The organism is Streptomyces sp. O3 (assembly GCF_054788135.1).
Genome location: NZ_JBTVYK010000020.1, coordinates 43,239 through 68,827, shown reverse-complemented (window position 1 = coordinate 68,827; position 25,589 = coordinate 43,239). Strand labels below are relative to the sequence as shown.

Below are 25,589 nucleotides of genomic sequence, written 5' to 3'. Positions count from 1 at the left end.
CTTACTACTGGGGACAAGGTGTCGTCATGGATGAGCATGAGCCTGGGGAGGTGAGTACACCCCCTGCCAACAGACTGTCGCACTACAGCCCTTCGGCCCTCCCCCAGGGTCTCGTGAACCGTATCACAAACTATTTGATGAGGTCTTTACCTGCCGGGTGTGCCAACTGTCACACATGAGGGCTAATCCGCGCGCCTGAGCATCGAGTTGCTGGAAATGTCTGCTAGTGGGCGATTTTAGCGCGAGGTGCTGTCGGCCTTACGACGCAGGGTGAGGCGCGAGCGGGCGCCGAGCGCGGTCGCTCCGTTGACGCCAGCCGGCCGGCTGACCGTCACAGGCGCTTCTTCGGGCTCAGCAGGCGCAGGGGCCCCGGACGGCTCGGCGCGCTCCGCGAGACCGGCGGCGGGACGCTTGCGGCGGCGGTAGCGCGGTGGTACGACCCCCTGGGCCCAGAGCGGGGCGCGCGGCTTGAAGCGGGGCAGCAACAGCAGCACAAGACCGACCGCGCTGAGCACGACCAGGACCAGGACGATCCACATCGAGGCCGAGTTCACCGAGTAGGCAAGGGTGCCGAAGGCGATCAGGCCCGACCAGAAGTACATGATCAGCACCGCGCGGCTGTGCGAGTGCCCGATCTCCAGGAGACGGTGGTGCAGGTGGCCGCGGTCCGCCGCGAACGGGGACTGGCCGCGCCAGGTGCGGCGGACGATCGCCAGGGTCAGGTCCGCGAACGGGATCGCGATGATGGTCAGCGGCAGCAGCAGCGGGATGTAGATGGGCACCGTCTCGTGCACGGTGGCGCGCTCCGAGCCGGTGAAGCTGTTCAGCAGGTCCGGGTCGACCTGGCCCGTGATCGAGATCGCACTCGCCGCCAGCACGAGACCGATCAGCATCGAGCCCGAGTCGCCCATGAAGATCCGCGCGGGGTGCATGTTGTGCGGCAGGAAGCCCAGGCACATGCCCATGAGGATGGCCGCGAAGAGCGTCGCGGGAGCGGCCGCCTCGATGGCGTGCCCGTACCAGAGCCGGTAGGCGTAGAGGAAGAACGCCACGGAGGCGATGCACACCATCCCGGCCGCGAGCCCGTCCAGGCCGTCCACGAAGTTCACGGCGTTGATGGTGATCAGGACCAGCGCGACGGTCAGCAGGGTGCCCTGCCCCTTGGTCAGCGAGACCGAGCCGACGCCCGGCACCGGCAGCCACAGGATCGTCAGGCCCTGCATCACCATGACGCCCGCGGCGACCATCTGGCCGCCCAGCTTGATCAGCGCGTCCAGCTCGAACTTGTCGTCCAGGACGCCGATGATCCAGATCAGCGCCGCCCCGGAGAGCAGCGCCCGCGGCTCGTTGGACTGATCGAACACCGGGCTGAGGTTGGTCAGATGGGAGGCGACGAGCAGGCCCGCGCAGAGCCCGAAGAACATCGCGATGCCGCCGAGCCGCGGGGTGGGCTCCCGGTGCACGTCCCGCGCGCGGATCTCCGGCATCGCCCCGGCGACGATGGCGAACTTCCGCACCGGCCCGGTCAGGAGATAGGTGACCGCCGCCGTGACGCAGAGCGTCAGCAGATATTCACGCACGGGCTTCCCCACTGGTATCGCTGGCCATCTGAGCCCCACACACTAGCTCCGTGTGCGAAGCGTTCGCGCATACGGTGGAGGACTGCCGGGTAGCGACGATGGTTGCACGGATCCGCGAGCCGCCGCGCGAGCGCCTTGCGGGCTACCGAGCCGGGTACGCCTCGGGGTACGGCGGGAAGCGCCCGGCCAGCTCCCGCACCTCGGCGCGCACCCGCTGCTCGGCGCCGTCCCCGCCGCCGTCACCGGACCCGCCGGGTCCGCGCAGGGCGGCCGCGATCAGGACGGCGATCCGCGCCATCTCCGCCTCGCCCATGCCCTGGGTGGTCACGGCCGCGGTGCCCAGGCGCAGCCCGCGCGCGTCGCCGTGCGGCAGCGCGCAGACGTCCACGACCACGCCCGCCCCGGCGAGCAGCCCCCGCGCGGCGCGGGCGTCGACGGCGCGCCCCGCCGGGTCGGCGACGATCAGATGGGTGTCGGTTCCGCCGGTGGCGATCACCAGGCCCTCGGCGGCGAGACCGTCGGCCAGCACGCGCGCGTTGGCGACCACCTGATGGGCGTACGCCGTGTACGCGGGCGTGGCCGCCTCGCCGAAGGCGACGGCCTTGGCGGCGATCGTGTGCATCTGGGCGCCGCCCTGGGTGAAGGGGAACACCGCCCGGTCGACGCGTTCCGCGAACTCGGCCCGGCACAGCAGCAGCCCGCCCCTGGGGCCGCGCAGCACCTTGTGCGTGGTGGCGCACACCACGTCGGCGTACGGGACCGGGCTCGGCGCCGCTCCCCCGGCGACCAGCCCGATGGGGTGCGCGGCGTCCGCGATCAGATAGGCGCCGATCTCGTCGGCCAGCTCCCGGAAGGCGGCGTAGTCGATGTGCCGGGGGTAGGAGATCGAGCCGCAGACCAGGGCCTTGGGGCGGTGGGTGCGGGCCAGGGTGCGCAGCTGCTCGTAGTCGATCAGACCGGTCTCGGCGTCGACTCCGTAGCCGATGAAGTGGAACCAGCGGCCGGAGAAGTTCGCGGGCGAGCCGTGGGTGAGGTGGCCGCCGTGCGGCAGCCCCATCGCGAGCACGGTGTCGCCGGGGCGCAGCAGGGCGGCGTACGCGGCGAGGACCGCGGACGACCCCGAGTGCGGCTGGACGTTGGCGTGGTCGGCGCCGAACAGGGCCTTGGCCCGCTCGACCGCGAGGCGCTCGGCGACGTCGACCACCTCGCAGCCGCCGTGGTGGCGGGCGCCGGGGTAGCCCTCGGCGTACTTGTTGGCGAGCGGGGAGCCGAGTGCGGCCAGGACGGCCGGCGAGGTGAAGTTCTCGGCGGCGATCAGCTGGAGGCCGGTGCTCTGGCGCTCCAGCTCCCCGCCGAGCACGTCGGCGAGCTCGGGGTCCTGGCGGCGCAGCGCGTCGAGGTCCGCGAAGGCCGCGGGCGCCGTGCGGGCGGCGGGTTCCATGCTGACCGACATGTTCGGCTCCGGCGTCGCGGGGGGTGACGTCTCCAATGTAGGACGGCAGCCCGCACCGCGCCCCCGCACCGCGCGGGCGCGGCTACGCGCGTGCCGGGAGGCCCGTCAGGGCGGTGACCACGGGGTCGAGGGCGCCGTTGATCTCGTCGCCGATGGACTGGAAGAACGGCAGCGGCGCCCCGTACGGGTCGTTGACCTCGTCCGCCTCCGCCGACGGCGCCAGCAGCCAGCCCCGCAGCGCCGCCGCGGCCTGCACCAGGGCACGCGCCCGTTCCACCACGCTGTCGCCCAGCGGGTCCGGCAGGGTGGCCGGGTCTATGGCGCGTACCAGGCGGGTGAACTCCTTCAGGGTGAAGGTGCGCAGCCCCGCGCTGTGCCCCATCGAGATGACCTGCGCCCGGTGGTCGCGGGTCGCGGTGAGCACCAGGTCGGCGCGGATGACGTGATCGTCCAGCAGCTCCCGGCCGGTGAAGCCGGAGGGGTCCGCGCCGAAGTCGGCGAGCACCGCCGCCGCGTTGGTCTCCATCGGGGCGCCCTCGTGGCCCCAGGTGCCCGCGCTCTCCACGACCAGGCCGCCGGTGCCCGGATCGCCGAGGCGGTGCGCCAGGGCATGGCGGTGCAGCCGCTCGGTGATCGGCGAGCGGCAGACGTTGCCGGTGCTGACGTGGAGGATGCGGAAGTGGTCGGAACACCCGGTGTAGCCCGCTATGCCACGCCCCTCGGGGGCCGTCAACTGGCCACCTCAAGGCCGGGTACGACCTTTCGGAGCTCCTGAGCGTCCAGCGCTCCGGCGCGCAGCAGCACGGGGGTCCGCCCGGTCACGTCCACGATCGACGAGGGGACGATGCCGGGGGTCGGGCCGCCGTCCAGGTACACGGAGACCGAGTCGCCGAGCATCTTCTGCGCGGCGTCGCAGTTCTCCGGCGCGGGGTGTCCGCTGAGGTTGGCGGACGAGACGGCCATCGGGCCGACCTCGGTGAGCAGTTCGATGGCGACCGGGTGCAGCGGCATCCGTACCGCGACCGTGCCGTGGGTGTCTCCGAGGTCCCACTGGAGGGACGGCTGGTGCCGGGCGACCAGGGTCAGCGCGCCGGGCCAGAAGGCGTCGACCAGCTCCCAGGCGTCCTCGGAGAAGTCGGTGACCAGGCCGTGCAGGGTGTTCGGGGAGCCGATCAGGACGGGCGTGGGCATGGTGCGGCCGCGGCCCTTGGCGAGCAGCAGGTCGCTGACGGCCTCCGAGCTGAAGGCGTCGGCCCCGATGCCGTACACGGTGTCCGTGGGCAGCACGACCAGTTCGCCGCGGCGGACGGCGGACGCGGCCTCACGCAGACCGGTCGCGCGGTCCGTCGCGTCGTTCGTGTCGTATCGCCGTGCCATCTAGCGTGCCTCCTCGTACGCGTGCCTGGTCCTGGTGCTGCGTGTTTCCCGCGCGGTGCGTGTTCCCCGTGTCACGGCATGGCCTTGCGGGCGGTCGCGAAGCGCGGCCGGTTGTTCAGGTCGGGGTGGTCCGCGGCGTCCGCCCAGCCGCGTTCCTCGGTGAAGACCCACGGCACCTGTCCGCCCTGGGTGTCGGCGTGCTCCACGACGACCACGCCGCCGGGGCGCAGCAGCCGGTGTGCGGTGCGCTCGATGCCGCGGATCAGGTCGAGGCCGTCCTCGCCGGAGAACAGCGCGAGCTCGGGGTCGTAGTCGCGGGCCTCGGGGGTGACGTGCTCCCACTCGGTGAGCGGGATATAGGGCGGGTTGGAGACGACCAGGTCGACCTGGCCGTTCAGCTCGGGCAGCGCGGTCCGCGCGTCCCCCTGGCTGAGGACGACGCGGGCCCCTCCGGGGTTGTCGTTGACGTTCTTACGGGTCCATACCAGGGCCTCGTCGGACAGCTCCACGGCGTACACCCGCGAGCGCGGCACTTCCTGGGCCAGGGCCAGCGCGATCGCGCCCGACCCGGTGCACAGGTCGACGATCAGCGGCTCGACCACGTCCATCGCGCGTACCGCGTCTATGGCCCAGCCGACGACGGACTCGGTCTCCGGGCGCGGGGTGAAGACGCCGGGGCCGACCTGGAGCTCCAGATAGCGGAAGAAGGCCCGGCCGGTGATGTGCTGGAGCGGCTCACGGGCCTCGCGGCGGGCGACGGCCTCCCAGTAGCGCGCGTCGAAGTCCGCGTCCTTGACCGAGTGCAGCTCTCCGCGTTTGACGCCGTGCACGAACGCGGCGAGCTCCTCCGCGTCGTGGCGCGGCGAGGGCACCCCGGCGTCGGCCAGCCGCTGGGTGGCCTGGGCCACCTCGGCGAGCAGAAGGTTCACGCGCCTCCCCTTCCTGGTGTCGCTACGGCTGACGGATCCATCGGTACGGTCTGCTGACGGGGCCGCGGCCCTTACTGGGTCGCGGCGAGCTTGGCCTCGGCGTCGGCGTCGACGCAGGACTGGATCACCGCGTCCAGGTCGCCGTCGAGCACCTGGTCCAAGTTGTACGCCTTGAACCCGACCCGGTGGTCCGAGATGCGGTTCTCCGGGAAGTTGTACGTACGGATCTTCTCGGAGCGGTCCACCGTGCGGACCTGGCTGCGGCGCGCGTCGGCGGCCTTGGACTCGGCCTCCTCCTGCGCCGCGGCGAGCAGCCTGGAACGCAGGATACGCAGCGCCTGCTCCTTGTTCTGGAGCTGGCTCTTCTCGTTCTGGCAGGAGGCGACGACGCCGGTCGGCAGGTGGGTGATGCGCACCGCCGAGTCGGTGGTGTTGACGGACTGCCCGCCGGGGCCCGACGAGCGGTAGACGTCGATGCGGAGGTCGTTCGCGTGGATCTCGACGTCGACCTCCTCGGCCTCCGGGGTGACCAGCACACCGGCCGCCGAGGTGTGGATGCGGCCCTGGGACTCGGTGGACGGCACCCGCTGGACGCGGTGCACGCCGCCCTCGTACTTCAGCCGGGCCCACACGCCCTGCCCCGGCTCGGTGGCGCCCTGGCCGCCCTTGGTCTTCACGGCGACCTGGACGTCCTTGTAGCCGCCGAGCTCGGACTCGGTGGAGTCGATGATCTCGGTCTTCCAGCCGACGCGTTCGGCGTACCGCAGGTACATCCGCAGCAGGTCTCCGGCGAACAGGGCGGACTCGTCGCCGCCCGCGCCCGCCTTGATCTCCAGGAGTACGTCCTTGTCGTCGCTCGGGTCGCGTGGCACCAGGAGCAGCCGCAGCTGTTCGGTGAGCTCTTCGCGCCGCCGCTGGAGGTCCTTCACCTCGGCGGCGAACTCCGGGTCGTCGGCGGCCAGTTCACGGGCCGTCTCGATGTCGTCACCGGTCTGCTGCCAGGAGGTGTACGCGGCCACGATGGGCGTGAGCTCGGCGTAACGCTTGTTGAGCCTGCGCGCGTTCGCCTGGTCCGCGTGGACCGAAGGGTCGGCGAGCTGCTTCTCGAGGTCGGCGTGCTCGCCGACCAGTTCCTCGACCGCCTCGAACATCTCCGGACTCCTGGATCCTCGTGTGTCTGCGACTGCGACTACGACATGGCCTTGAGCGACCAAAAAACGCCGGTCCTGGTCCCCCCTGGGCGGGAGCGACCGAGGACCGGCGCGGCGGCTCGCTACTTCTTGGAGCCGGCAGCCTTGCCGAAGCGGGCCTCGAAGCGGGCCACGCGGCCGCCGGTGTCGAGGATCTTCTGCTTGCCCGTGTAGAACGGGTGGCACTCGGAGCAGACCTCGGCACGGATGGCGCCGGAGTCGATCGTGCTGCGAGTCGTGAACGACGCGCCGCAGGTGCAGCTGACCTGGGTCTCGACGTACTCGGGGTGGATGTCGCGCTTCAAGGTGTCTCCTAGTTTCGGGAGGGCGCCGGGTCGCACGAGCGGGGTGCTGGTGCGTGAACCGGGGCCGACGTACCAGTCTGCCAGGACTGGCCGTATCTCCCAAAACCGAGGGGGGTCCCGATCTATTCCGGAGGTGGTCCGGGGCTGGTCCAGAGCTGGTCCGGCGCCGTTCCAGAGCTGGTCCGGGGGCTACTCCGGGGTGTTGTCGTCGTCCTTGACGACCGTGCCCGCCTCGCCCTTGTCGCCCGCCGAGTCCTTGGTCGCCTCGGCCGGGATGGGCCGGTCCGCGCGGAGCGCGTCCCAGACCAGCTGGGACTCCTTCTCCAGCGGCACGACGCGGTTCGGGTCGATGGTGTCGTACACCACGGGGAGCGTGATCATGTTCATGTTCTTCGCGTCGATGCCCTTGAGGCCGAGCGCGAAGCTGGCCAGGTCCTTGGGGCTCTTCAGCTCGGAGTCGGTGGTGAGGGAGCTGGTCGCGGTGTCGGCGAGGCTGAAGAGCTTCGTCGGGCTGGTGAGCAGGCCGAGCTCGCCGACCTGCGCGATCAGCGCCTTGATGAACGCCTGCTGGAGCTGGATGCGGCCCAGGTCGCCGCCGTCGCCGACGCCGTGCCGGGTGCGCACCAGGCCGAGTGCCTGCTCGCCGTTGAGCTGGTGCGTACCGGCCGCGAGGTCGAGGTGGCTGTCCTTGTCCTTGATGGCCCGGTCGGTGGTGATCTCCACCCCGTCGAGCAGGTCGATCAGGTCCTTGAACCCGGAGAAGTCGACCTCCAGGTAGTGGTCCATGCGGATGCCGGAGATCTTCTCGACGGTCTTCACGGCGCAGGCGGGCCCGCCGACCGAGTACGCCTCGTTGAACATCTTGCGCTCGCCGCCGGGGTCGGTCCCGCCGTCGTCGGTCGCGCACTCGGGCCGGGTGATCAGGGTGTCCCTGGGGATGGACACGATGCTGGCCTTCTTCCGCCCCTCGTGGATGTGCAGCACCATCGCGGTGTCCGAACGGGCCCCCTCGTCACCGCCGCCGTACCGGCCGTTGGCGCCGTCGCGGGAGTCGGAGCCGAGTACGAGGATGTCCAGCGAGCCGTTGTCGACGTTCTCGGGGCGTTCGTCGCCGAGCGCCTTGTTGATGTCGACGGACTTCCCGTTGCCGTCCAGCTTGAAGTAGGCGTAGGCGAGTCCGGTGCCGCCGAGTGTCACGGCGGCCGCCGTGCTCCAGGCCGCGACCAGCAGGACCTTGCGGCTGCGGCTGCGCGGCTTGCGGCGGCGTCCCCTGCCGCCGCGCCGCTCCGATATGCCGCTCGCGGGCTCGCTCTGCTCGGTCATGCGCTCCTCAGTCCTCGGTTCGGTCCCCGGTGGTTCGGTGGTTCGGGTGCCCCCAGCTCGTACTCCGTCGTCATCAGTCAGACGTTCAAGCGTCGAAAAGGGTTGCACAGGACATTGAGAACCAGCTGAGAACGCGAGCACGGGGCCGCCCCCGTCACATGGTGGTGACGGGGGCGGCCCCTGGCAGTGCGCTGGCGCGAGGTCAGTCGTTGCCGTTGCCCGGCGCCGGGGTGTTCGTCGCGATCTGCATCAGGAACTCGGCGTTCGACTTGGTCTGCTTCATCTTGTCCAGCAGCAGCTCGATCGCCTGCTGCGAGTCGAGCGCGTGCAGCACCCGGCGCAGCTTCCAGACGATCTTGAGCTCCTCGCTGTTGAGGAGGATCTCCTCCTTGCGGGTGCCGGACGGGTCGACGTCCACGGCCGGGAAGATCCGCTTGTCGGCGAGCTTCCGGTCGAGCTTGAGCTCCATGTTGCCGGTGCCCTTGAACTCCTCGAAGATCACCTCGTCCATCCGCGAGCCGGTCTCGACCAGCGCGGTGGCCAGGATGGTCAGCGAGCCGCCGTCCTCGATGTTGCGCGCGGCGCCGAAGAAGCGCTTCGGCGGGTAGAGCGCGGTCGAGTCGACACCGCCGGACAGGATGCGCCCGGAGGCGGGGGCCGCGAGGTTGTACGCGCGGCCCAGGCGGGTGATCGAATCCAGCAGGACGACCACGTCGTGGCCCAGTTCCACCAGGCGCTTGGCACGCTCGATGGCCAGTTCGGCGACGGTGGTGTGGTCCTCGGCCGGGCGGTCGAAGGTCGAGGAGATGACCTCGCCCTTGACCGACCGCTGCATGTCGGTGACTTCCTCGGGGCGCTCGTCCACCAGGACGACCATGAGGTGGCACTCGGGGTTGTTGTGGGTGATCGCGTTGGCGATCGCCTGCATGATCATGGTCTTGCCGGTCTTCGGCGGGGCCACGATCAGGCCTCGCTGTCCCTTGCCGATCGGCGACACCAGGTCGATGATGCGGGTGGTCAGCACGCCCGGATCGGTCTCCAGGCGCAGCCGGTCCTGCGGGTACAGCGGGGTCAGCTTGTTGAACTCCGGGCGGCCGCGGCCGGATTCGGCGGCCATGCCGTTGGCGGAGTCCAGGCGGACCAGCGCGTTGAACTTCTCGCGGCGCTCGCCGTCCTTGGGCTGGCGGACGGCGCCGGTGACGTGGTCGCCCTTGCGCAGGCCGTTCTTGCGGACCTGGGCGAGCGAGACGTACACGTCGTTGGGGCCCGGCAGGTAGCCGGACGTGCGGATGAACGCGTAGTTGTCGAGGATGTCCAGGATGCCCGCGACGGGGATCAGGACGTCGTCCTCGGAGAGCTGCGGCTCGCCCGCGAAGTCGTCGCGGCCACGGCGGCCACGGCGGTCGCGGTAGCGCCCGCGGCGGCCGCGGCGGCCGCCCGCCTCGTCGTCGAAGCCGCCGTCCTCGTCGCCGCCGCGCTGGCGCTGCTGGCGGCCCTGGCCGCCGCCCTGCTGGTCGTCGCCCTTGCCGCGGCGGTCACCGCGGTCGCGGCCGCGGTCCCGGCGGTTGCCGCGGTCCCGGCCCTGGCCGCGGCCCTCGCCGCCGTCCTGGGCGGCGCCGCCGGCGGTCTCGCCCTTGGCGTCACCCTTGGTGTCGGTCTTGGCTTCGGCCTTGGTGTCGGCCTTGGCTTCGGGCTGCGCCTCGGTCTTGGCGCCGGTCTTGGCCGCGCGGCCCGCTTCGGCCTTCGCCTCGCCCTTGGCGTCGGCCTTCGCCTCGACGGCGGCCTCGGCCTTGGCGTCGGGGCTGGCGACCTCGGCGGTGGCCCGGCGCCGACGGCGCTCGGGGGCCGCGGCGCCGTCCTTGGCGGGCTGGCCGGGAATGTCGATCTGCTGCTGGGACACGGCCTGTTGGGCCTTGCCCTGGCCCTTCTCGGCCTTCTCGGTCTGGTCGGCCTGCTGGGCGGCGTCGGCCTCGCCCGTACGGGACTTGGACGTCGTACGGCGCTTCGGCTTGGTCTCGGCGGCCGTGCTGTCCGCGGCGGGGCCCGCGCTCTTGGCGGCGGCCGCGCCGCCACCCGCCTGGGCCTCCTTGATGACCTCGATCAGCTGGCTCTTGCGCATCCGCGCGGTGCCCCTGATACCGAGGCCGGACGCGACCTGCTGCAGCTCTGCCAGCACCATGCCCTCAAGGCCGGTACCGCGGCGGCGGCGCGTGGAGCCGGAAGCACCGGCAGGCGCGGCGGCGGCGTCCGTGGCGGGCGCGGCGGCGGTCTCGTCGACACGTGCGCCCATCAGATCGGTGGTGTCGCTCACGAAGGGTCCTTCCCTGGAGCGGACGTCGGCCTGTCTGGCTCGGCGACCGGTTGTGCTGTCCGGCGGTCCCTTGAGTTCTGGGGACCGAGCCGGGGCGGTGGTCCGCCTCAGCGGCGGAAGAGGTCATTGATGTCGACGAGTCCGAAGCGGTGTCACCGGTCGTACGGTGTCACTCGGCTCGGTCACGTCGGTTCCGGAGCGTGCTCGGCACCGCTCAACGCGCGACGTCGAGCAGTTTGGGAGGCTCCCGGAAGAAGGTCTGTCCCCAGCGGTTTACCTGACGGGGGACGATAAGCACCACGCCTTCGCAGGTGTCGGGTGCAGACTTGAGGTTAACACTACCGGATCCAACAAATATTCCCCCTCTCCTTCCCCGGCATGCGTGTGTCACTGCGCAAGCGGCAGCACGCTCGCTCCCACACGGTCGAGGGTGAGGCGGTTGGCCGCCCATCCCTCGCCCGCGAGTCGCGCGATCTTGTCGGCCGCGCTGTCCTCGGTCAGCGCGAGCACCGTGGGGCCCGCGCCGGAGATGACCGCGGGGATGCCGTCCCCGCGCAGCCGTTCCACCAGGGCGGCGCTCTCCGGCATGGCGGGGGCGCGGTACTCCTGGTGCAGGCGGTCCTCGGTGGCGGGCAGCAGCAGCTCGGGGCGCCTGGTCAGGGCCTCTACGAGCAGGGCGGCCCGGCCCGCGTTGGCCGCGGCGTCCACATGCGGGACGCTCTTCGGCAGCAGCCCGCGGGCGGTCTCGGTGAGCACGGGCTTGGCCGGAACGAAAACCACCGGAACGATGGAATCGGCGGGCTCCATCCTGATCGCCCGCCCCGCTCCCCCGTCCATCCAGGAGAGCGTGAAGCCGCCGAGCAGGCAGGCGGCGACGTTGTCGGGGTGCCCCTCGATCTCGGTGCCGAGCTCAAGGAGTGCGGCGTCGTCGAGCTTGCCGTCCCCGCCTATGGTCACCGCGCGCGCGGCCATGATCCCGGCGGAGATGGCGGCCGACGAGGAGCCGAGGCCGCGGCCGTGCGGGATGCGGTTGGCGCAGACCACCTCAAGGCCGCGCGGCTGCCCGCCGAGCAGGTCGAAGGCGGTGCGCAGGGACCGTACGAGCAGATGACTCTCGTCGCGCGGGAGGGTCTCGGAGCCCTCGCCCGCGATGTCGATGTGCAGCCCGGAGTCGGCCACCCGGACGACGACGTCGTCATACAGACCCAGCGACAGGCCGAGGGCGTCGAAGCCCGGACCGAGGTTGGCGCTGGTGGCGGGGACGCGCACCCTGACGGCGGCGGCGCGGAAGGCTGGACCGGCCATCGCTCGATGACTCTCCTTGTTGAGCTGCGAGTTTTTGAATGTGTCGCGAGAGACAGAAACACCCGAAGGCCGATACCGGCGGCACCGCTGGCATATGCGGTGGGGCGGGTTCAGGACAGCCTATCGAAGGAAGGTTCTGCCGCGACATAGGGCGCACAGGAGGCGCACGATGCGTGTCGTAAGCCCCCCATGCACCCACTGCCCAGGGTTGGGTGGTTTTGGATTCACCTTCCCTGAGTGAGGTCGTGCACACCCTACGCGAGGCCGAGGCGTTCCGCAGCAGCGGCGGCGTCCACCGGGACCGTGACCGGCTGCGGCGCTCCGGCGACCGCCCAGTCCGGGTCCTTGAGGCCGTTGCCGGTGACCGTGCAGACGACGCGCTGCCCCCGGTCGAGCCTGCCCTCCTCGGCCGCCTTGAGCAGCCCGGCGACGGACGCGGCCGACGCGGGCTCCACGAAGACGCCCTCACGGGAGGCCAACAGCTTGTAGGCGCGCAGGATCTGGCGGTCCGTCACCTCGCCGATGAAGCCGCCGGACTCGTCCCGCGCGGCCTGCGCGAAGGCCCAGGAGGCCGGGTTGCCGATCCGGATCGCGGTGGCGATGGTGGACGGGTCCTTGACGACCTCGCCGCGCACGATGGGGGCGGACCCGGAGGCCTGGAAGCCCCACATCCGAGGGGTGCGCGTCGCGGACGCGTCCGCCGCGTACTCCTGGTAACCCTTCCAGTACGCGGTGATGTTGCCCGCGTTGCCGACCGGCAGGACGTGGATGTCCGGGGCGTCGCCGAGCGCGTCCACGATCTCGAACGCGGCGGTCTTCTGGCCCTCGATACGTACCGGGTTGACCGAATTGACCAGCGCCACCGGATAGTTCTCGGACAAGTTTCGCGCCAAAACCAGACAGTCGTCGAAGTTGCCGTCGACCTGGAGGATCTTGGCGCCGTGCACCAGGGCCTGGCCCAGCTTGCCCATCGCGATCTTGCCGGTGGGCACCAGTACGGCGCTGACCATCCCGGCCTTGCCGCCGTACGCCGCGGCCGATGCCGAGGTGTTGCCGGTGGAGGCGCAGATGACGGCCTTCGCGCCCTCCTCCTTGGCCTTGGAGATGGCCATGGTCATGCCGCGGTCCTTGAACGACCCGGTGGGGTTGGCGCCCTCGACCTTGAGGTGCACCTCGCAGCCCGTGAGCTCGGACAGCACCTCCGCGTGGACGAGCGGGGTGCCGCCCTCGCCGAGCGTGACCACGGGCGTCTTCTCGCTCACCGGCAGACGGTCGCGGTACTCCTCGATGATCCCGCGCCACTGGTGGGCGCCGGCCTTGGTGGCGGGCTGCTTGGCCATCGTTCCTTACTCTCCTTCAACACGCATCATGCTGGCGACACCGCGCACGGTGTCGAGCTTGCGCAGCGCCTCGACGGTCCCGTTCAGGGCGGCGTCGGACGCGCGGTGGGTGACGACGACGAGCGATGCCTCGCCGGCCTCCCCTGGTCGGCCCTGCTGGCGCACCGTGTCGATCGATACGCCGTGCTCGGCGAAGACCGTCGCGACCTGGGCGAGCACGCCCGGCTTGTCGGCCACGTCGAGGCTGATGTGGTACCGCGTGACGACCTCGCCCATCGGGCTCACCGGCAGGCGGGTGTACGCGGACTCGCCGGGCCCGGCGGCCTCGGCGAGCTTGTTGCGGCAGACCGCGACCAGGTCGCCGAGCACCGCGGACGCGGTCGGCGCGCCGCCGGCGCCGGGACCGTAGAACATCAGCTGCCCGGCGGCCTCGGCCTCCACGAACACCGCGTTGTACGCCTCGCGCACGGAGGACAGCGGGTGGCTGAGCGGGATCATCGCGGGGTGCACGCGGGCGGTGACGGACCCGCCGTCGGCCGCGCGCTCACAGATGGCGAGCAGCTTGATGGTGCAGCCCATCGCGCGGGCCGAGGCGAAGTCGGCGGCGGTGACCTCGGTCATGCCCTCGCGGTACACGTCGTCGAGGCGTACGCGCGTGTGGAAGCCGATTCCGGCGAGGATCGCGGCCTTCGCCGCCGCGTCGAAGCCCTCGACGTCGGCGGTCGGGTCGGCCTCCGCGTAACCCAGCGCGGTGGCCTCGTCCAGGGCCTCCTGGTATCCGGCGCCCGTGGAGTCCATCTTGTCGAGGATGAAGTTGGTGGTGCCGTTGACGATGCCGAGCACGCGGTTGACCTTGTCGCCCGCGAGGGACTCGCGCAGCGGCCTGATCAGCGGGATCGCCCCGGCGACCGCGGCCTCGTAGTAGAGGTCGCGGCCGTGCCGCTCGGCGGCGGCGTGCAGGGCCGCGCCGTCCTGGGCGAGCAGCGCCTTGTTCGCCGAGACGACGGACGCGCCGTGCTCGAAGGCGGTGGTGATGAGCGTACGGGCCGGTTCGATGCCGCCGATGACCTCGACGATCACATCGATGTCACCCCGTTTGACCAGGGCGGTGGCGTCGGTGGTGACGAGCTCGGGGTCGATGCCCGCACGCATCTTGTCGGGGCGGCGGACCGCCACGCCCGCCAGCTCCACCGGTGCGCCGACCCTGGCCGTGAGGTCGTCGGCGTGCGTCGTCATGATGCGCGCCACCTCTGAGCCGACGACCCCACAGCCCAGCAGCGCCACCTTCAGCGGACGCGTACGCATCATCCGACCTCACTTCTCGTACTTCGACGGTTGAACCAGTCTCACCCACCGGAACGGACTTTCTATCCACAGTCCGGATCCTGAGATGTCTATTTCATCACCTGGTGTCTTCAGCACCTGGCGCCGGGCGCGGGCGCCTCACCCGACGTCGCGGCGCGGGCGCCTCACCCGACGTCGAGGCGCAGGACGTCCTCCTCGGTCTCGCGCCGGACCACCACCCGCGCCTGGCCGTCCTTGACCGCGACGACCGGCGGGCGGAGCGCGTGGTTGTAGTTGCTCGCCATGGCGCGGCAGTACGCGCCGGTGGCGGGCACCGCGATCAGGTCGCCCGGCGCCAGGTCGGCGGGCAGGAACGCGTCCTTCACCACGATGTCACCGCTCTCGCAGTGCTTGCCGACGACCCTGGCCAGCATCGGCTCGGCGTCCGAGCCGCGGGAGACCAGGGCCACGCTGTACTCGGCGTCGTACAGCGCGGTGCGGATGTTGTCCGACATGCCGCCGTCGACCGAGACGTACGTCCGCAGGCCCGGCAGCGGCTTGACCGTCCCGACCTCGTAGAGCGTGAAGGCGGTCGGACCGACGATGGCGCGGCCCGGCTCGACGGAGATCCGCGGCGTGCGCAGCCGCGCGGCCTCACACTCACGGGTGACGATCTCGCGGAGCGCCTTGGCGATCTCGTGCGGCTCGCGCGGGTCGTCGTCCGAGGTGTACGCGATGCCGAGGCCGCCGCCGAGGTCGATCTCGGGCAGCTCGACACCGTGCTCGTCCCGGATCTCGGCGAGCAGCCGGACGACGCGCCGGGCGGAGACCTCGAAGCCCGCCATGTCGAAGATCTGCGAGCCGATGTGGCTGTGGATGCCGATGAGCTCCAGGCCGTCCAGCTGGAGCGCGCGGCGCACCGCCTCGGCGGCCTGGCCGTCGGCCAGCGCGATGCCGAACTTCTGGTCCTCGTGGGCGGTGGCGATGAACTCGTGGGTGTGCGCCTCGACGCCGACGGTCACCCGGATCTGCACCCGCTGGCGCTTGCCGAGCCGCTGCGCGGTGTGCGCGACCCGCGCGATCTCCTGGAAGGAGTCGAGCACGATCCGCCCGACCCCGGCCTCGACGGCCTTCTCGATCTCGGCCGGGGTCTTGTTGTTGCCGTGGAAGGCGATGCGCTCGGCGGGCATCCCGGCGCTGAGGGCGACGGTCAGCTCCGTGCCGGAGCACACGTCGAGGTTCAGCCCCTCCTCGTGCAGCCACTTGACGACGGCCCGCGAGAGGAACGCCTTACCGGCGTAGAACACGTCCGCGTCCATGCCGAAGGCGTCCCGCCAGGCCTTGCACCGGGAGCGGAAGTCGGCCTCGTCGAGGAAGTAGGCGGGGGTCCCGAACTCCTCGGCGAGCCGGGTGACCTCGATGCCGCCGACGGTGACGACGCCCTGCTCGTTCCGGCTGACGGTGTGCGCCCAGACCTTGCCGTCCAGGGCGTTCAGGTCGGTGGGCGGCGCGTGGTAGTGGCCCTCGGGCAGGACGTCGGCGTGTCGGGGCCCGGCGGGGTGTGCGGAACGGCTCATGTCGATCGTCTCTCTCGGATCTCAGATCTCACAGATGGTCGGGTGCGCTGACGCCGAGCAGGGACAGGCCGCCTGCCAGCACCGTCCCGGCGGCTTCGGCGAGCGCCAGCCGGGCGCGGTGGGCGGCCGAGGGTTTCTCGTCGCCGAGCGGGAGGACGGTGTGCTGGCAGGCGAGTACGGCATCGGCGATGGGGACCAGCTGGCGGGCGAGCCGGTCGGGCGCGCGGTGGTGGGCGGCGGCCTCGAGGGCGGCGGGGTACTGTGCGAGCGCGTCGAGCAACGCGCTGCGGTCGGTGTCGCCGGTGGCGGTGGCGGCGGTGGCGGCGTAGGCATCCGTCTGAGTGCCGGCACCGGCCGTGGCCAGGAACCCGAGGTCTCGCGCGTTGCGCGCCAGAGCCCGCGTACGGGCATGGGCGTACCGCACCCGGAACAACGGATTGCTCTCATCTTGCACGAGCAGGCCGGGCCCGAACCGCGGCCGCTCCCGCGCGGCGCCGCTCACCAGCGCCCAGACGACGGCGTCAGGCCCGAACCGCCGGAGTACGTCGCCCTCACCGGCGGGCACAGCCAAGACCGGCACCACCTCGGCGGCCGTATCCGCGACCGCACCCGCATCGGCGTTCGCGTCGGGCGACACCACACGGACGCGCGCGCCCTGCGCCCGCAGCAGCCGCGCCACGGCCTGTGTCACGACCCGGCTCCGCAGCCCGTCCTCGATACGGAACGTCACGCTCCGCCCGGCCATCGTGGTGCCGTGCCCGTACCCGGCTCCCTGCGCCAGGACCGTACGCACCAGCTCGCGACGCCCGTCGGCGGCCAGCGTGAAGTTCAGGAATCCGGGCCCGGTGATCTCCACCCGCTCGATGCCGGGCGTCTCGGCGATGCGCCCGCGCAGCGCGTCCGCGACCTCACGGGGCGGCCGTCCCGCGGGCTTGGCGAGCTGGAGGGCGATGTTCGTGGCGTAGTCCCCGCGGCCGCCGGGGCGGGGCCGCTCGACCACGACGCGTGCGGGCACCGCCACACACAGCTCGCCCTCCTCGACGGCGCGGCGCACGGCGCGCAGCACGGTACGGGAGAGGTCGGCGGGGGTCACGGGACCAGCGTATGGGAGGAGGGGGGTGAGAAGACGAACTGTTTAGCCCGACTTCCCGCGATGCGGACAGCCGGGGCACGCCAGACCCCTCGATCCGGGTGCCGGGCCAGCACCCCGCTCAGCACCGCGGCTCAGCACCGCGCGGGTCCCGCCCCGTGCTCGCACCCGTGATCCGAGCGCTCCCGCGCACGCCCGGCGCACCCGGTCCCCGGCCCGGACGGCTGCTCGCCGCCGAACGCGGGGCGGCGCCCGCGCTCCGCCAACTGGCGTACCGTACGCACCAGTTCGACCGGCTCGAAGGGCTTGGCGAGGAACGCGTCCACGCCTGCCTCCAGGCCGTTCTCCACCTCGTACTGCGTGCAGGCGCTGACGATCACCACGGGCAGATTCCGTGTCCGCGCGTCCGCGCGCAGCCGCGCGGCGGTCCGCAGCCCGTCGAGACGGGGCATCACCACGTCCAGGGTCACGACGTCGGGGCGCACCTGGTGCACCGCGTCCAGGCACTCGACACCATCAGCCGCGGTCACGACCTCGAAGCCCTCGAGCTCGAGATTGACCCTGATCAGCTGCCGGATGACCTTGTTGTCGTCCACAACAAGCACGCGGCCGGACGCCCCTGGCACAACTCGAGCGTAGGTCCGCGCCCGCCGCCGCGTCCGGCTTTTCCCCACTTCCACCCCCTCGGGCACCCCACACGCACAACCCGCCGACCGACCGCCTCACAGCGGGCGGGACTCCACCGGGCGCGGAATACCCGTGCCGGAACACCCGTGATGAGCTGGTAAGGTTCTACCCGTCGCCGCGCAGAAGCGCCCGACACGCCCCCGTAGCTCAGGGGATAGAGCAACGGCCTCCGGAGCCGTGTGCGCAGGTTCGAATCCTGCCGGGGGCACTTCGGAAGAAGTGTCGAAGAGGCCATCTGATCTGTAGAGATGCAGGTCAGATGGCCTCTTCGTGCAGGTACCGGTTCTCAGCGTTTGCGCCACACCGTCACGTGGGCCTCGAAGTAGTCGTACTCGCGGGGGTTCTGCCGCAGCACGGCTCCTTCGTCGCTCTCCGTCAGCAGGTCGAAGGCGGTGCCGAGCAGTCCCTTGACCGCCTCCTCGCTGGGCGTGCGGTCGCTGCTGGAGCCGAGCCAGCGCTCGGGGGCGCTGTAGGCCGGGTACCAGGACCACGGGCAGGCGACCATGAGCAGGCCGCCTGGGCGCAGGTACTCGTCAGAGTCGGTGAACTGACGCAGGCACGCCTCCGGGTCGGCGACCCGGTCCAGGACGTTGGACAGCACCACGGCGTCCAGGTCGCGCGCCGCCTCCCCGACGGCACCGAGGTCGCAGGCGTCGCCGACTGCGAAGGCGACCCACGCACGGCCGTTGCCGGGTGCGGGGACCCGGATGTGGACCTCTCGGCCGTACGGCCCCTGCTGGACCACGTTGAAGGTGCCGCAGCCGTGGCGGTTGAGCGCCTGGGCGACGTCGATGGAGCGCGGGCTGATGTCGATCCCAGTGACGCTCTCTTCCACCCAGCCACCCAGCGCGTGTGAGACGCCGCCGACACCGCAGCCCACGTCGAGGGCGTGGCGCACCCGCGTGCCGCAGCGCAGGGCGCACAGTTCGAGCAGGGCGGAGAGTCTCTGCGGGTACCCGTGGGCGGCGGCCAGGGGGTGATGGGGGCGGTCGAAGACATCGTCGATGTGCCCGTAGTGCATGAGCAGGTACTTGGAGATGTCACGCGTGGTCTCGTACGGGTCGACGGTGGAGTCGTCCTCGAAGAGGTCGTCACCCTTGAGCAATATCGGCGGTACCGTCATTCCTCAACTCCTCGCTTCCACGTATCCGCTGTCGCGGGTTCGGGCCCGGCGTCGGAGCGCCGGCCGTGGGGCTTGACGCGTCGCGCTTTCCAGGGCCTCGGCGAGGCCTCTGACGGTGGGGTTCTCGAACAGGGTGCGCACGCCCAGGTTGACGCCGAGGGCGGTGCGCAGCCGGTTCACCAGGCGGATGGCGAGCAGCGAGTGCCCGCCGAGGTCGAAGAACCCGTCGTCGACGCCGACGCGCTCCGCCCCCAGCATCTCGGCGAAGAGTCGGCAGAGGGTCTCTTCACGGGCGCCGCGGGGCGCGCGGTGTCCGGCCGCCGCCGAGTAGGACGGCACGGGGAGCTTCGCACGGTCGAGCTTGCCGTTGGCGGTCACCGGGAGCGCGGCGAGTTCGACGAACGCGGCCGGAACCATGTAGTCCGGCAGCACACCGGCGAGCCGCGCGCGCAGCGCGGCGGTGTCGAGCGGGGGCCCGGCGGGCACCGTGTAGGCGACCAGACGCCGGTCTCCGGGCGTGTCCTCGCGTACCACCACCGCGGCCTGGGCCACGCCGTCCGCGTGGGTCAACGCGGCCTCGATCTCGCCAGGCTCGATGCGGAAGCCGCGGATCTTGACCTGGTCGTCGGCGCGTCCCAGGAATACCAGGCGGCCCTGGTTGTCCCAGCGGACGACATCTCCGGTGCGGTACATCCGGGCGCCCGGATCGCCGTAGGGGTCGGCGACGAAGCGGGAGGCGGTGAGGCCGGGCCGGTCGGCGTAGCCGCGGGCGAGTCCCGCGCCCCCGCGTGCGGGGAGATGACGTCGCCGCCGGTGGTGACTTCCTTGAGCCGGGCGAGGCCCTCGGCGAGGTCTTCGGCGACGACCCGGAACAGGCCCGCGGTGAGGGACAGGGGGGTGAGGGCATGGCGTTCGATCAGCTCGCGCAGGGCATGCGCGTCGAGTTCGCCGGGCTGGGCGACGACGACGCGTCCGCCGTTGAGGAGCGGCGCCCAGATCTCGTATGTGGAGGCGTCGAAGGCGTGCGGCGAGTGGAAGAGCACCCGGTCGCCCGGACCGACCTTCCAGGACGGGTCGAGCGCCAGATCGACGACGCCCTGGTGGGTGATGACGATGCCCTTGGGTTCCCCGGTGGAACCGGAGGTGAACATCACATACGCCGCCGCCTCAGGCGCCGTCGCCGCGGGGCGCCATCCGCGGTGCTCCGGTGTGCCGAGCGTGACTTCGACGGGCTCGGGCCCCTCCGCGTCGCGGCCGGTCACCAGTTCGTGCGCGCGGTGGGCCGCGTCTACGAGCAGGACGGGGCTGGTGCCGGAGGCGACGACGTGACGCATGCGGGCGAGCGGGTACGCGGTGTGCACCGGCAGGTAGGCTCCGCCCGCCTTCAGTACGGCGAGTATCGCGACGACCAGCTCCGCCGAGCGTTCCATCAGGAGCGGTACGACCGTCTCCGCGCCGACGCCCGCCTTGACGAGATCCGCCGCCAGACCGCTGCTCTGGTCGTCGAGTTCGCGGTACGTGAGGTGAGCGCCGCCCGTTTCGACCGCTACCGCATCGGGGGTGCGCGCCGCCTGTGCCGCGAAGGCGTCCACGAGCGAGCCGCGTGTGCGGGGCAGAGCGGGCCCGGAGCCTAGGGCGAGGAGGTCGTGGCGTTCCTGCCGGGTCGTCAGGATGAGTGCCTGAAGCGTGGTTTCGGGGTCGGAGGCAACCTGTTCGAGGACCCGGACCAAGCGCTCGCCGATCAGCCGGGCGGACTCCCGGTCGAAGAGGTCACAGGCGTATCCGACGGCGATGTCGACGCCCGCGCAACCGCCGTCGGCCGCGTGACGCTCCTCGAAGGTGAACTCCAGGTCGAACTTGGCGATGTCGAGCATGTAGCCGTCGTCGGTGCTGGCGAGTCCGCCGAGCCGAGCCGGTTCGACGCGCATGTCCCTGGCCGATACGGCGACTTGGAAGAGTGGGTGGTGGGCCAGTGACCGGGTCGGTGACAGCTCTTCGACCAGGCGCTCGAAGGGCAGGTCCTGATGGTCGTACGCGGCCAGGTCCACCGCCCTCGTACGGTCCACCAGCTCGGCGAACGTCGGGTTGCCGGACGTGTCGCTGCGCAGCACCAGCGTGTTCACGAAGAACCCGACCAGCTCCTCGACAGCCGCGTCATCCCGGCCCGCGACGACCGTGCCCAGAGGAATGTCCGTACCCGCTCCCAGCCGCGTCAGCAAAGCCGCCACAGCCGCCTGCACCACCATGAACACCGACGCACCCCGGCCCGCGGCCAACTCCCGCAGCCTCCCGTGCACCTCAGCACCCAGCCCGACACCGACACTGCCACCCCGATACGAGGCACGGACCGGCCGGGGCCGGTCGACAGGCAACGCCAACTCCTGCGGCACCCCCCGCAACACCTCACGCCAGTAGCTCAGTTGACGTGGTTCCTGGGCGGCGAGGAGTTCGCGCTGCCACAGGGTGTAGTCGGCGTACTGGACCTCCAGAGGCGCCCAGCCGGGGGCGCGCCCGGCAAGCCGGGCCTCATAGGCCGCGGACAGATCCGCCGAAAGCGGACCCATCGACCAGCCGTCAGCCGCGATGTGGTGCACGACGGTCACCAGAACGGTCTCGTCCGGCCCGACTTCCAACACCCGTGCGCGGAAGGGGATGTCGGCGGCCAGGTCGAACGGGTGGCCGCCCGTCTCCGCCACCAGGCCGGGGACCTCGCCGGGGGCGCAGGCGAGGAACTCGACGGGCACGTCGCACTGGTCGAGGACGCGCTGGGCGGGCTCGTCGCCCACCTCCACGAACACCGTACGCAGAGCCTCGTGCCGGGCGACCACGTCCCGCACCGCCGCCGTGAACGCCTCGCGGTCCAGCTTCCCGGCGATCCGCGTCACCACCGGGATGTTGTACGTCGCCGACGGCCCCTCAAGCCGGTACAGGAACCACAGACGACGCTGAGCAAACGACAACGGCAGCACGATGCCCCTCCGGATCGTCGCGTCTCGGGAACTCGCCCAAGACCGGGAACGCACCCCAGGAATGGAACAGTTGGGCGGCAGGAGTGAATGCGCTCGATCCTAGGGAGTCCGGATGACTCCAGGAGCCCTCAAGCGCCTCTCTGTCAGCAAGATGACAGGCCGCCGACGCCCCGGCCGTACTCGACGACGCTTCCGAGAGCAAGCGCCCTGGACCTCGTCGGCATGGCCGATTATCGACTCCCTCTCGTTGACCCTACAGATATATCGTTAACGACGTTCCGCCGACTGCCCCCACACCCGCCGCCCCAAGGGCCCGCGAGGAGGAGCCGTGCACCTGCCGCCCCAGCCCCCGCCTCCCCCACCGCCCCCGCCGCCCCGGCCCCCGCGCCGTCCCGACCTGCGCGCGGCTGTCCTGCTGCTGTTGCGCGAACAGCCCCACAGCGGCCACCAGATCGCCCAGGAGCTGGAGCGCCGCAGCCTCGGGGTGTGGCGGCCCCGGCCCGGATCCGTCTACCCCGTACTCCAGCAGTTCGAGGAACAGGGCTTCGTACGAGCATCCGGCCGTCAGGGCTCGCGGGTGTTCCACCTCACGGAAGAGGGCGCCCGGCACTGCGACGAAGGCGCGCGGGAGTGGGGGGCGCCGTGGGACCTGTGGCGGGATACGGCCGACGAGGGGGTACCCGAGCTCTACCACGAGCTCACCCGGCTCGCCGCCGCCGTGCAGCAGGTGGCGACCGTGGCCACCGGGACACAGGTCGAGCGGGCGGGCCGGTCGCTGGCCCGCACCCGGCGTGAGCTGTATCTGCTGCTGGCGGAGGACGAAGAGGAAGACCGGGGCGAAGCGGAAGACCGGGCGGAAGACCGGGGCGAAGGGGAGGACCGGGCGGAAGACCGGGGCGAAGGGGAGGACCGGGGCGAAGAGTCGCGGGAGTAACACCGGGGCCGGTCGGCCCGGTTCGTCGAAGGTCCGGCTGTCCACATGCGGACCGCCTCCGTGCGGTCGCGGCCCCGTGCGCCGTACAGTCACCCGACTCCACGAGACGAGACGAGACGCACACGATATCGGGAGGGATCTTGTCGAGCAGGTCGGCTGACCCGCCGCACGACATCGCCCCGGAGCGCCCCGCCGCCCCGGACGTTCCGCTGCGGCGCAATCGCGGCTTCCAGCTCCTGTGGACCGGCTCGGTGTTCGCCTTCCTGGGCAAGGAGATCGCCGAACTCGCTTATCCGCTAGTGGTGTTGACACTCACGGGCTCACCCGGCTGGGCGGGCGCGTTCGGCGGTGTGCAGATCCTCATGGCGCTGCTCTGCGGAATGCCCGCGGGCGAACTGGCGGACCGCTACGACCGGCGCCGACTGCTGCTGTGCGTGGAGGCGGTCCGCGCCCTGGCCACCGGAAGCGTGGTGGCGGCCTTCCTGCTGGACGCGGTGTCGCTGCCGCACCTGCTCGCGGTGGCCGCGGTCGTCGGCGCGGCGCAGCCGCTGGGCGGGTCGACCCGGATGCTGCTGGTGCGTTCGCTGGTGCCGCCCCGGCAGCTGACGGCCGCACTGACGCAGGAGGAAGTCCGCAGCCACTCCGCCGCGCTGTCGGGGCCGCCGCTGGGCGGCGCGCTGTACGCGGTGGCGCAGGTGGTGCCGTTCGTCGTCACGGCGTGCTCGTTCGCGGCGTCCCTGGTGCTCACGCTGTTCGTGCGACCACCGGTCCAGACGCCCCACGCGCCGATGCGCGCGGCCGACAAGGAGCCGCCGCTCACGCGGATGACGGTGGGCCTGCGCGCGGTATGGGGGCATCCCACGCTGCGCACGGGCATGCTGTTCGCCGCCGCGATGAACACGGTGACGGCGCCGGTGATCCTCACGGTGGTGGTACGGCTGCGCGAACAGGGCCTGTCCAGCACGACGATCGGTTTGATGACGATGTGCCTGGCGGTCGGCGGGCTCGTGGGGACGGTGCTGGTGGCGCCACTGCACCGGCTGCTCACACCGGGGCTCCTGATGCTGTGGCTCGGCGGTACGGCGTTCCTGCTGATCGGATCGCTGTCGGCGCCCTGGGGCCGGTGGTGGCCGGGCGTCGCGCTGTTCCTGCTGGGGCTGGGCGGGCCGTCGATGCGCGTACTCGTCGACATTCTGATCTTCCGTCAGGTCCCGGACGAGCAACGAGGGCGCGCGGTGGCCGCCTGTATGACGGTGTTCGGCGCGGGGGCGTCACTGGGGGTGTTCACGGCCGGCCAGCTTTTGGAGCACACGTCGGACACGGTCACCGTGCTGGCACTCGTCGCGGTGCTGGCGGCGGCGTGGTGTGTGGGCCTGTGCACACGGGAGCTGCGCAGGGCGCAATGGCCCGAGGAGCGGGAAACCCCCAGGGGTTGAGACTCGCCACGACCTCGGCGCTCGCGTCCTCGCCGGCCAGCGGCGCCCTTCCGGGCGCCAGGACGACGAGCTGACGGACCGGCGCGCCCGGCGCCCCGCCTCGCGGAGCTCGCCGACGCGGCCGCGCCGCCGCGAGCTCGGATACATCGCGAAGCTCTCTCGGGGACTGATGGTGGACCACGAAGGCGCCTGGCACTCCCCTACCGTGGCCAAGCCGTGGGTGGCCGCCGTGGAAGCGTTCGCCATCGGCGGCGGGGTGCAGCTGCTGCTCGTCTTCGACCGGGTGATCGCGGCGTCGGACGCGTACCTGAGCCTGCCCGCCGCGCAGGAGGGGATCATCCCCGGCGTCTCCAATTTCCGCCTCCAGCAGGCGGCGGGGGCGCGGATCTCCCGGCAGATCGTCCTGTGGGGCCGACGGATCTGGGCGACGGAGCCGGACGCCCGGCTGTTCGTTGACGAGGTGGTGGAGCGTGCCGGCATGGACCGGGCGGTGGCGACGGCGGTGGAGCGGCTGGACAACCCGGCGGTGGTGACGAACCGGCGGATGCTGCGGCTCGCGGAGGAACCGCCCGACGCGTTCCGCGCGTACATGGCGCAGTTCGCGGTGCAGCAGGCGCTGCGGCTGTACAGCGAGGACGTGATCGGGAAGGTGACGCGCTTCTCGGCGGCTCGGGAGCGGTCGTAGCGGCCGGGATGGGCGCGAGTGCTGCCGGGGGCGTTCCGGACCGACAAGGCCCGTGGAGCGGTGCGGGATGTCCGGATGACGGGGCGGTGAATGGCCGATTCCATAGGGTCCCTGCCCCTTGACGGATGGTGTTCTCGTCGGTTCGGGCGGCCGGGGTGAAGTCGCCGGGCATGGCCGCGCGAGGACGGGCACGGGGTGCCGACCTCGGATGACGCCCCGATGTGGCCATGGGCGAGCCCTGGGGCGGCAGCGCGGCGGGGGCTTCCGGAGCGGGGCGGGGGCGCTCGTACGTCCGTTTGTCGAATGGCTGGTTCCTGAGCACCCGGAGCGAGATCTTCCGGGTGATTCTGTAGCTCCGTGCACTTCCGTCGATTCGTAGGAGGAACCGCATGTCTGTCATGTCCGCCACCCGTACCGACGAGATCGTCACCGCCTGGCTCCAGGGCGCCGAGACGGCCTGCGGCACCGACAACCCCGCCGGTCCGCTCTACGTGGGCGGCGCGGCCGGGGAGGCCGCGCTGACCGACGCCACCGAGGCGATGTTCACCGCGTGCAGCAGCTGCAGCGGTTCGATGCACAGCTACTGCTGCTGACGCACCACCGCACCGCGCCGCGCGCGAGGCCGGGGGCCCTCACGGGTTCCCCGGTCTCGCGCCGGACCGTGCGGACGTGACCCAGTCGGCAGGAGGAG

General features: G+C 71.5%; 20 protein-coding genes, 1 tRNA gene and 2 pseudogenes. 5 read left to right on the top strand and 18 right to left on the bottom strand.

Annotated elements, in window-relative coordinates; all coding sequences use genetic code 11:
- Nucleotides 1-236: 236 nt before the first annotated feature.
- From ACX6XY_RS12590 to ACX6XY_RS12520, 15 genes are all read right to left on the bottom strand, one after another.
- The gene (locus ACX6XY_RS12590; protein ID WP_460329393.1) at nucleotides 237-1,580 is read right to left on the bottom strand and encodes an MraY family glycosyltransferase; all 1,344 of its coding nucleotides are present in this window, start codon (nucleotides 1,578-1,580) and stop codon (nucleotides 237-239) included.
- A 142-nt stretch (nucleotides 1,581-1,722) separates the two neighbouring features.
- Nucleotides 1,723-3,033, bottom strand: a complete 1,311-nt coding sequence (locus tag ACX6XY_RS12585; RefSeq protein WP_460329391.1) for a serine hydroxymethyltransferase — start codon at nucleotides 3,031-3,033, stop codon at nucleotides 1,723-1,725.
- An 82-nt stretch (nucleotides 3,034-3,115) separates the two neighbouring features.
- Nucleotides 3,116-3,766 (bottom strand): arsenate reductase/protein-tyrosine-phosphatase family protein, encoded by a 651-nt coding sequence (locus tag ACX6XY_RS12580; RefSeq protein ID WP_460329389.1) that lies wholly within the window; start codon nucleotides 3,764-3,766, stop codon nucleotides 3,116-3,118.
- Complete coding sequence (locus ACX6XY_RS12575; protein ID WP_460329387.1) at nucleotides 3,763-4,410, bottom strand: L-threonylcarbamoyladenylate synthase; 648 nt, start codon at nucleotides 4,408-4,410, stop codon at nucleotides 3,763-3,765. Before ACX6XY_RS12575 ends, ACX6XY_RS12580 begins: the two co-directional genes overlap by 4 nt.
- 71 nt (nucleotides 4,411-4,481) lie before the next feature.
- The gene (prmC, locus tag ACX6XY_RS12570; protein ID WP_460329385.1) at nucleotides 4,482-5,339 is read right to left on the bottom strand and encodes a peptide chain release factor N(5)-glutamine methyltransferase; all 858 of its coding nucleotides are present in this window, start codon (nucleotides 5,337-5,339) and stop codon (nucleotides 4,482-4,484) included.
- 71 nt (nucleotides 5,340-5,410) lie between these two features.
- Nucleotides 5,411-6,490 (bottom strand): peptide chain release factor 1, encoded by a 1,080-nt coding sequence (prfA, locus tag ACX6XY_RS12565; RefSeq protein ID WP_460329383.1) that lies wholly within the window; start codon nucleotides 6,488-6,490, stop codon nucleotides 5,411-5,413.
- Between the two features lie 122 nt (nucleotides 6,491-6,612).
- Complete coding sequence (rpmE, locus tag ACX6XY_RS12560; RefSeq protein WP_460329381.1) at nucleotides 6,613-6,834, bottom strand: 50S ribosomal protein L31; 222 nt, start codon at nucleotides 6,832-6,834, stop codon at nucleotides 6,613-6,615.
- A 189-nt stretch (nucleotides 6,835-7,023) separates the two neighbouring features.
- Nucleotides 7,024-8,157, bottom strand: a complete 1,134-nt coding sequence (locus ACX6XY_RS12555) for an LCP family protein (protein WP_460329379.1) — start codon at nucleotides 8,155-8,157, stop codon at nucleotides 7,024-7,026.
- 202 nt (nucleotides 8,158-8,359) lie between these two features.
- Nucleotides 8,360-10,468, bottom strand: coding sequence for a transcription termination factor Rho (rho, locus tag ACX6XY_RS12550; RefSeq protein ID WP_460329377.1), 2,109 nt, complete (start codon nucleotides 10,466-10,468; stop codon nucleotides 8,360-8,362).
- 387 nt (nucleotides 10,469-10,855) lie between these two features.
- Nucleotides 10,856-11,773, bottom strand: a complete 918-nt coding sequence (gene thrB, locus ACX6XY_RS12545) for a homoserine kinase (RefSeq protein WP_460329375.1) — start codon at nucleotides 11,771-11,773, stop codon at nucleotides 10,856-10,858.
- A gap of 254 nt (nucleotides 11,774-12,027) precedes the next feature.
- Complete coding sequence (gene thrC / locus ACX6XY_RS12540; RefSeq protein WP_460329373.1) at nucleotides 12,028-13,113, bottom strand: threonine synthase; 1,086 nt, start codon at nucleotides 13,111-13,113, stop codon at nucleotides 12,028-12,030.
- Between the two features lie 6 nt (nucleotides 13,114-13,119).
- Entirely contained in the window at nucleotides 13,120-14,418 is a 1,299-nt protein-coding gene (locus ACX6XY_RS12535) for a homoserine dehydrogenase (RefSeq protein ID WP_460329447.1), read from the bottom strand.
- A 164-nt stretch (nucleotides 14,419-14,582) separates the two neighbouring features.
- Nucleotides 14,583-15,974, bottom strand: a complete 1,392-nt coding sequence (gene lysA, locus ACX6XY_RS12530; RefSeq protein ID WP_460329371.1) for a diaminopimelate decarboxylase — start codon at nucleotides 15,972-15,974, stop codon at nucleotides 14,583-14,585.
- Between the two features lie 28 nt (nucleotides 15,975-16,002).
- The gene (nrtL, locus tag ACX6XY_RS12525) at nucleotides 16,003-17,067 is read right to left on the bottom strand and encodes an ArgS-related anticodon-binding protein NrtL (protein WP_460329369.1); all 1,065 of its coding nucleotides are present in this window, start codon (nucleotides 17,065-17,067) and stop codon (nucleotides 16,003-16,005) included.
- 131 nt (nucleotides 17,068-17,198) lie between these two features.
- Entirely contained in the window at nucleotides 17,199-17,738 is a 540-nt protein-coding gene (locus ACX6XY_RS12520) for a response regulator (RefSeq protein WP_460329367.1), read from the bottom strand.
- A 149-nt stretch (nucleotides 17,739-17,887) separates the two neighbouring features.
- On the opposite strand from ACX6XY_RS12520, the gene ACX6XY_RS12515 reads away from it, so the two are divergent.
- Nucleotides 17,888-17,959, top strand: a tRNA-Arg gene (locus ACX6XY_RS12515).
- 78 nt (nucleotides 17,960-18,037) lie between these two features.
- Here ACX6XY_RS12515 and ACX6XY_RS12510 read toward each other — a convergent pair.
- From ACX6XY_RS12510 to ACX6XY_RS12500, 3 genes and pseudogenes are all read right to left on the bottom strand, one after another.
- A complete protein-coding gene (locus ACX6XY_RS12510; protein ID WP_460329365.1) occupies nucleotides 18,038-18,874 on the bottom strand; it encodes a methyltransferase domain-containing protein in 837 nt (278 codons plus the stop codon).
- A 63-nt stretch (nucleotides 18,875-18,937) separates the two neighbouring features.
- Nucleotides 18,938-19,657: pseudogene (locus tag ACX6XY_RS12505) on the bottom strand (phosphopantetheine-binding protein); the annotation flags it as partial.
- Nucleotides 19,658-19,719: 62 nt separating this feature from the next.
- A pseudogene (locus ACX6XY_RS12500) lies at nucleotides 19,720-21,843 on the bottom strand (condensation domain-containing protein); the annotation flags it as partial.
- Nucleotides 21,844-22,171: 328 nt separating this feature from the next.
- On the opposite strand from ACX6XY_RS12500, the gene ACX6XY_RS12495 reads away from it, so the two are divergent.
- The 4 genes from ACX6XY_RS12495 to ACX6XY_RS12480 all read left to right on the top strand — a co-directional run bounded on the left by ACX6XY_RS12495 (nucleotide 22,172) and on the right by ACX6XY_RS12480 (nucleotide 25,491).
- Nucleotides 22,172-22,777, top strand: coding sequence for a PadR family transcriptional regulator (locus ACX6XY_RS12495; protein ID WP_460329363.1), 606 nt, complete (start codon nucleotides 22,172-22,174; stop codon nucleotides 22,775-22,777).
- A gap of 140 nt (nucleotides 22,778-22,917) precedes the next feature.
- Nucleotides 22,918-24,213, top strand: coding sequence for an MFS transporter (locus tag ACX6XY_RS12490; RefSeq protein WP_460329361.1), 1,296 nt, complete (start codon nucleotides 22,918-22,920; stop codon nucleotides 24,211-24,213).
- Nucleotides 24,214-24,382: 169 nt separating this feature from the next.
- Nucleotides 24,383-24,898 carry an enoyl-CoA hydratase/isomerase family protein gene (locus tag ACX6XY_RS12485; RefSeq protein WP_460329359.1) on the top strand — a complete coding sequence of 172 codons (516 nt, stop codon included), beginning with the start codon at nucleotides 24,383-24,385 and terminating at the stop codon, nucleotides 24,896-24,898.
- Between the two features lie 389 nt (nucleotides 24,899-25,287).
- Nucleotides 25,288-25,491, top strand: coding sequence for a DUF6229 family protein (locus ACX6XY_RS12480; protein ID WP_460329358.1), 204 nt, complete (start codon nucleotides 25,288-25,290; stop codon nucleotides 25,489-25,491).
- Nucleotides 25,492-25,589: the final 98 nt, after the last annotated feature.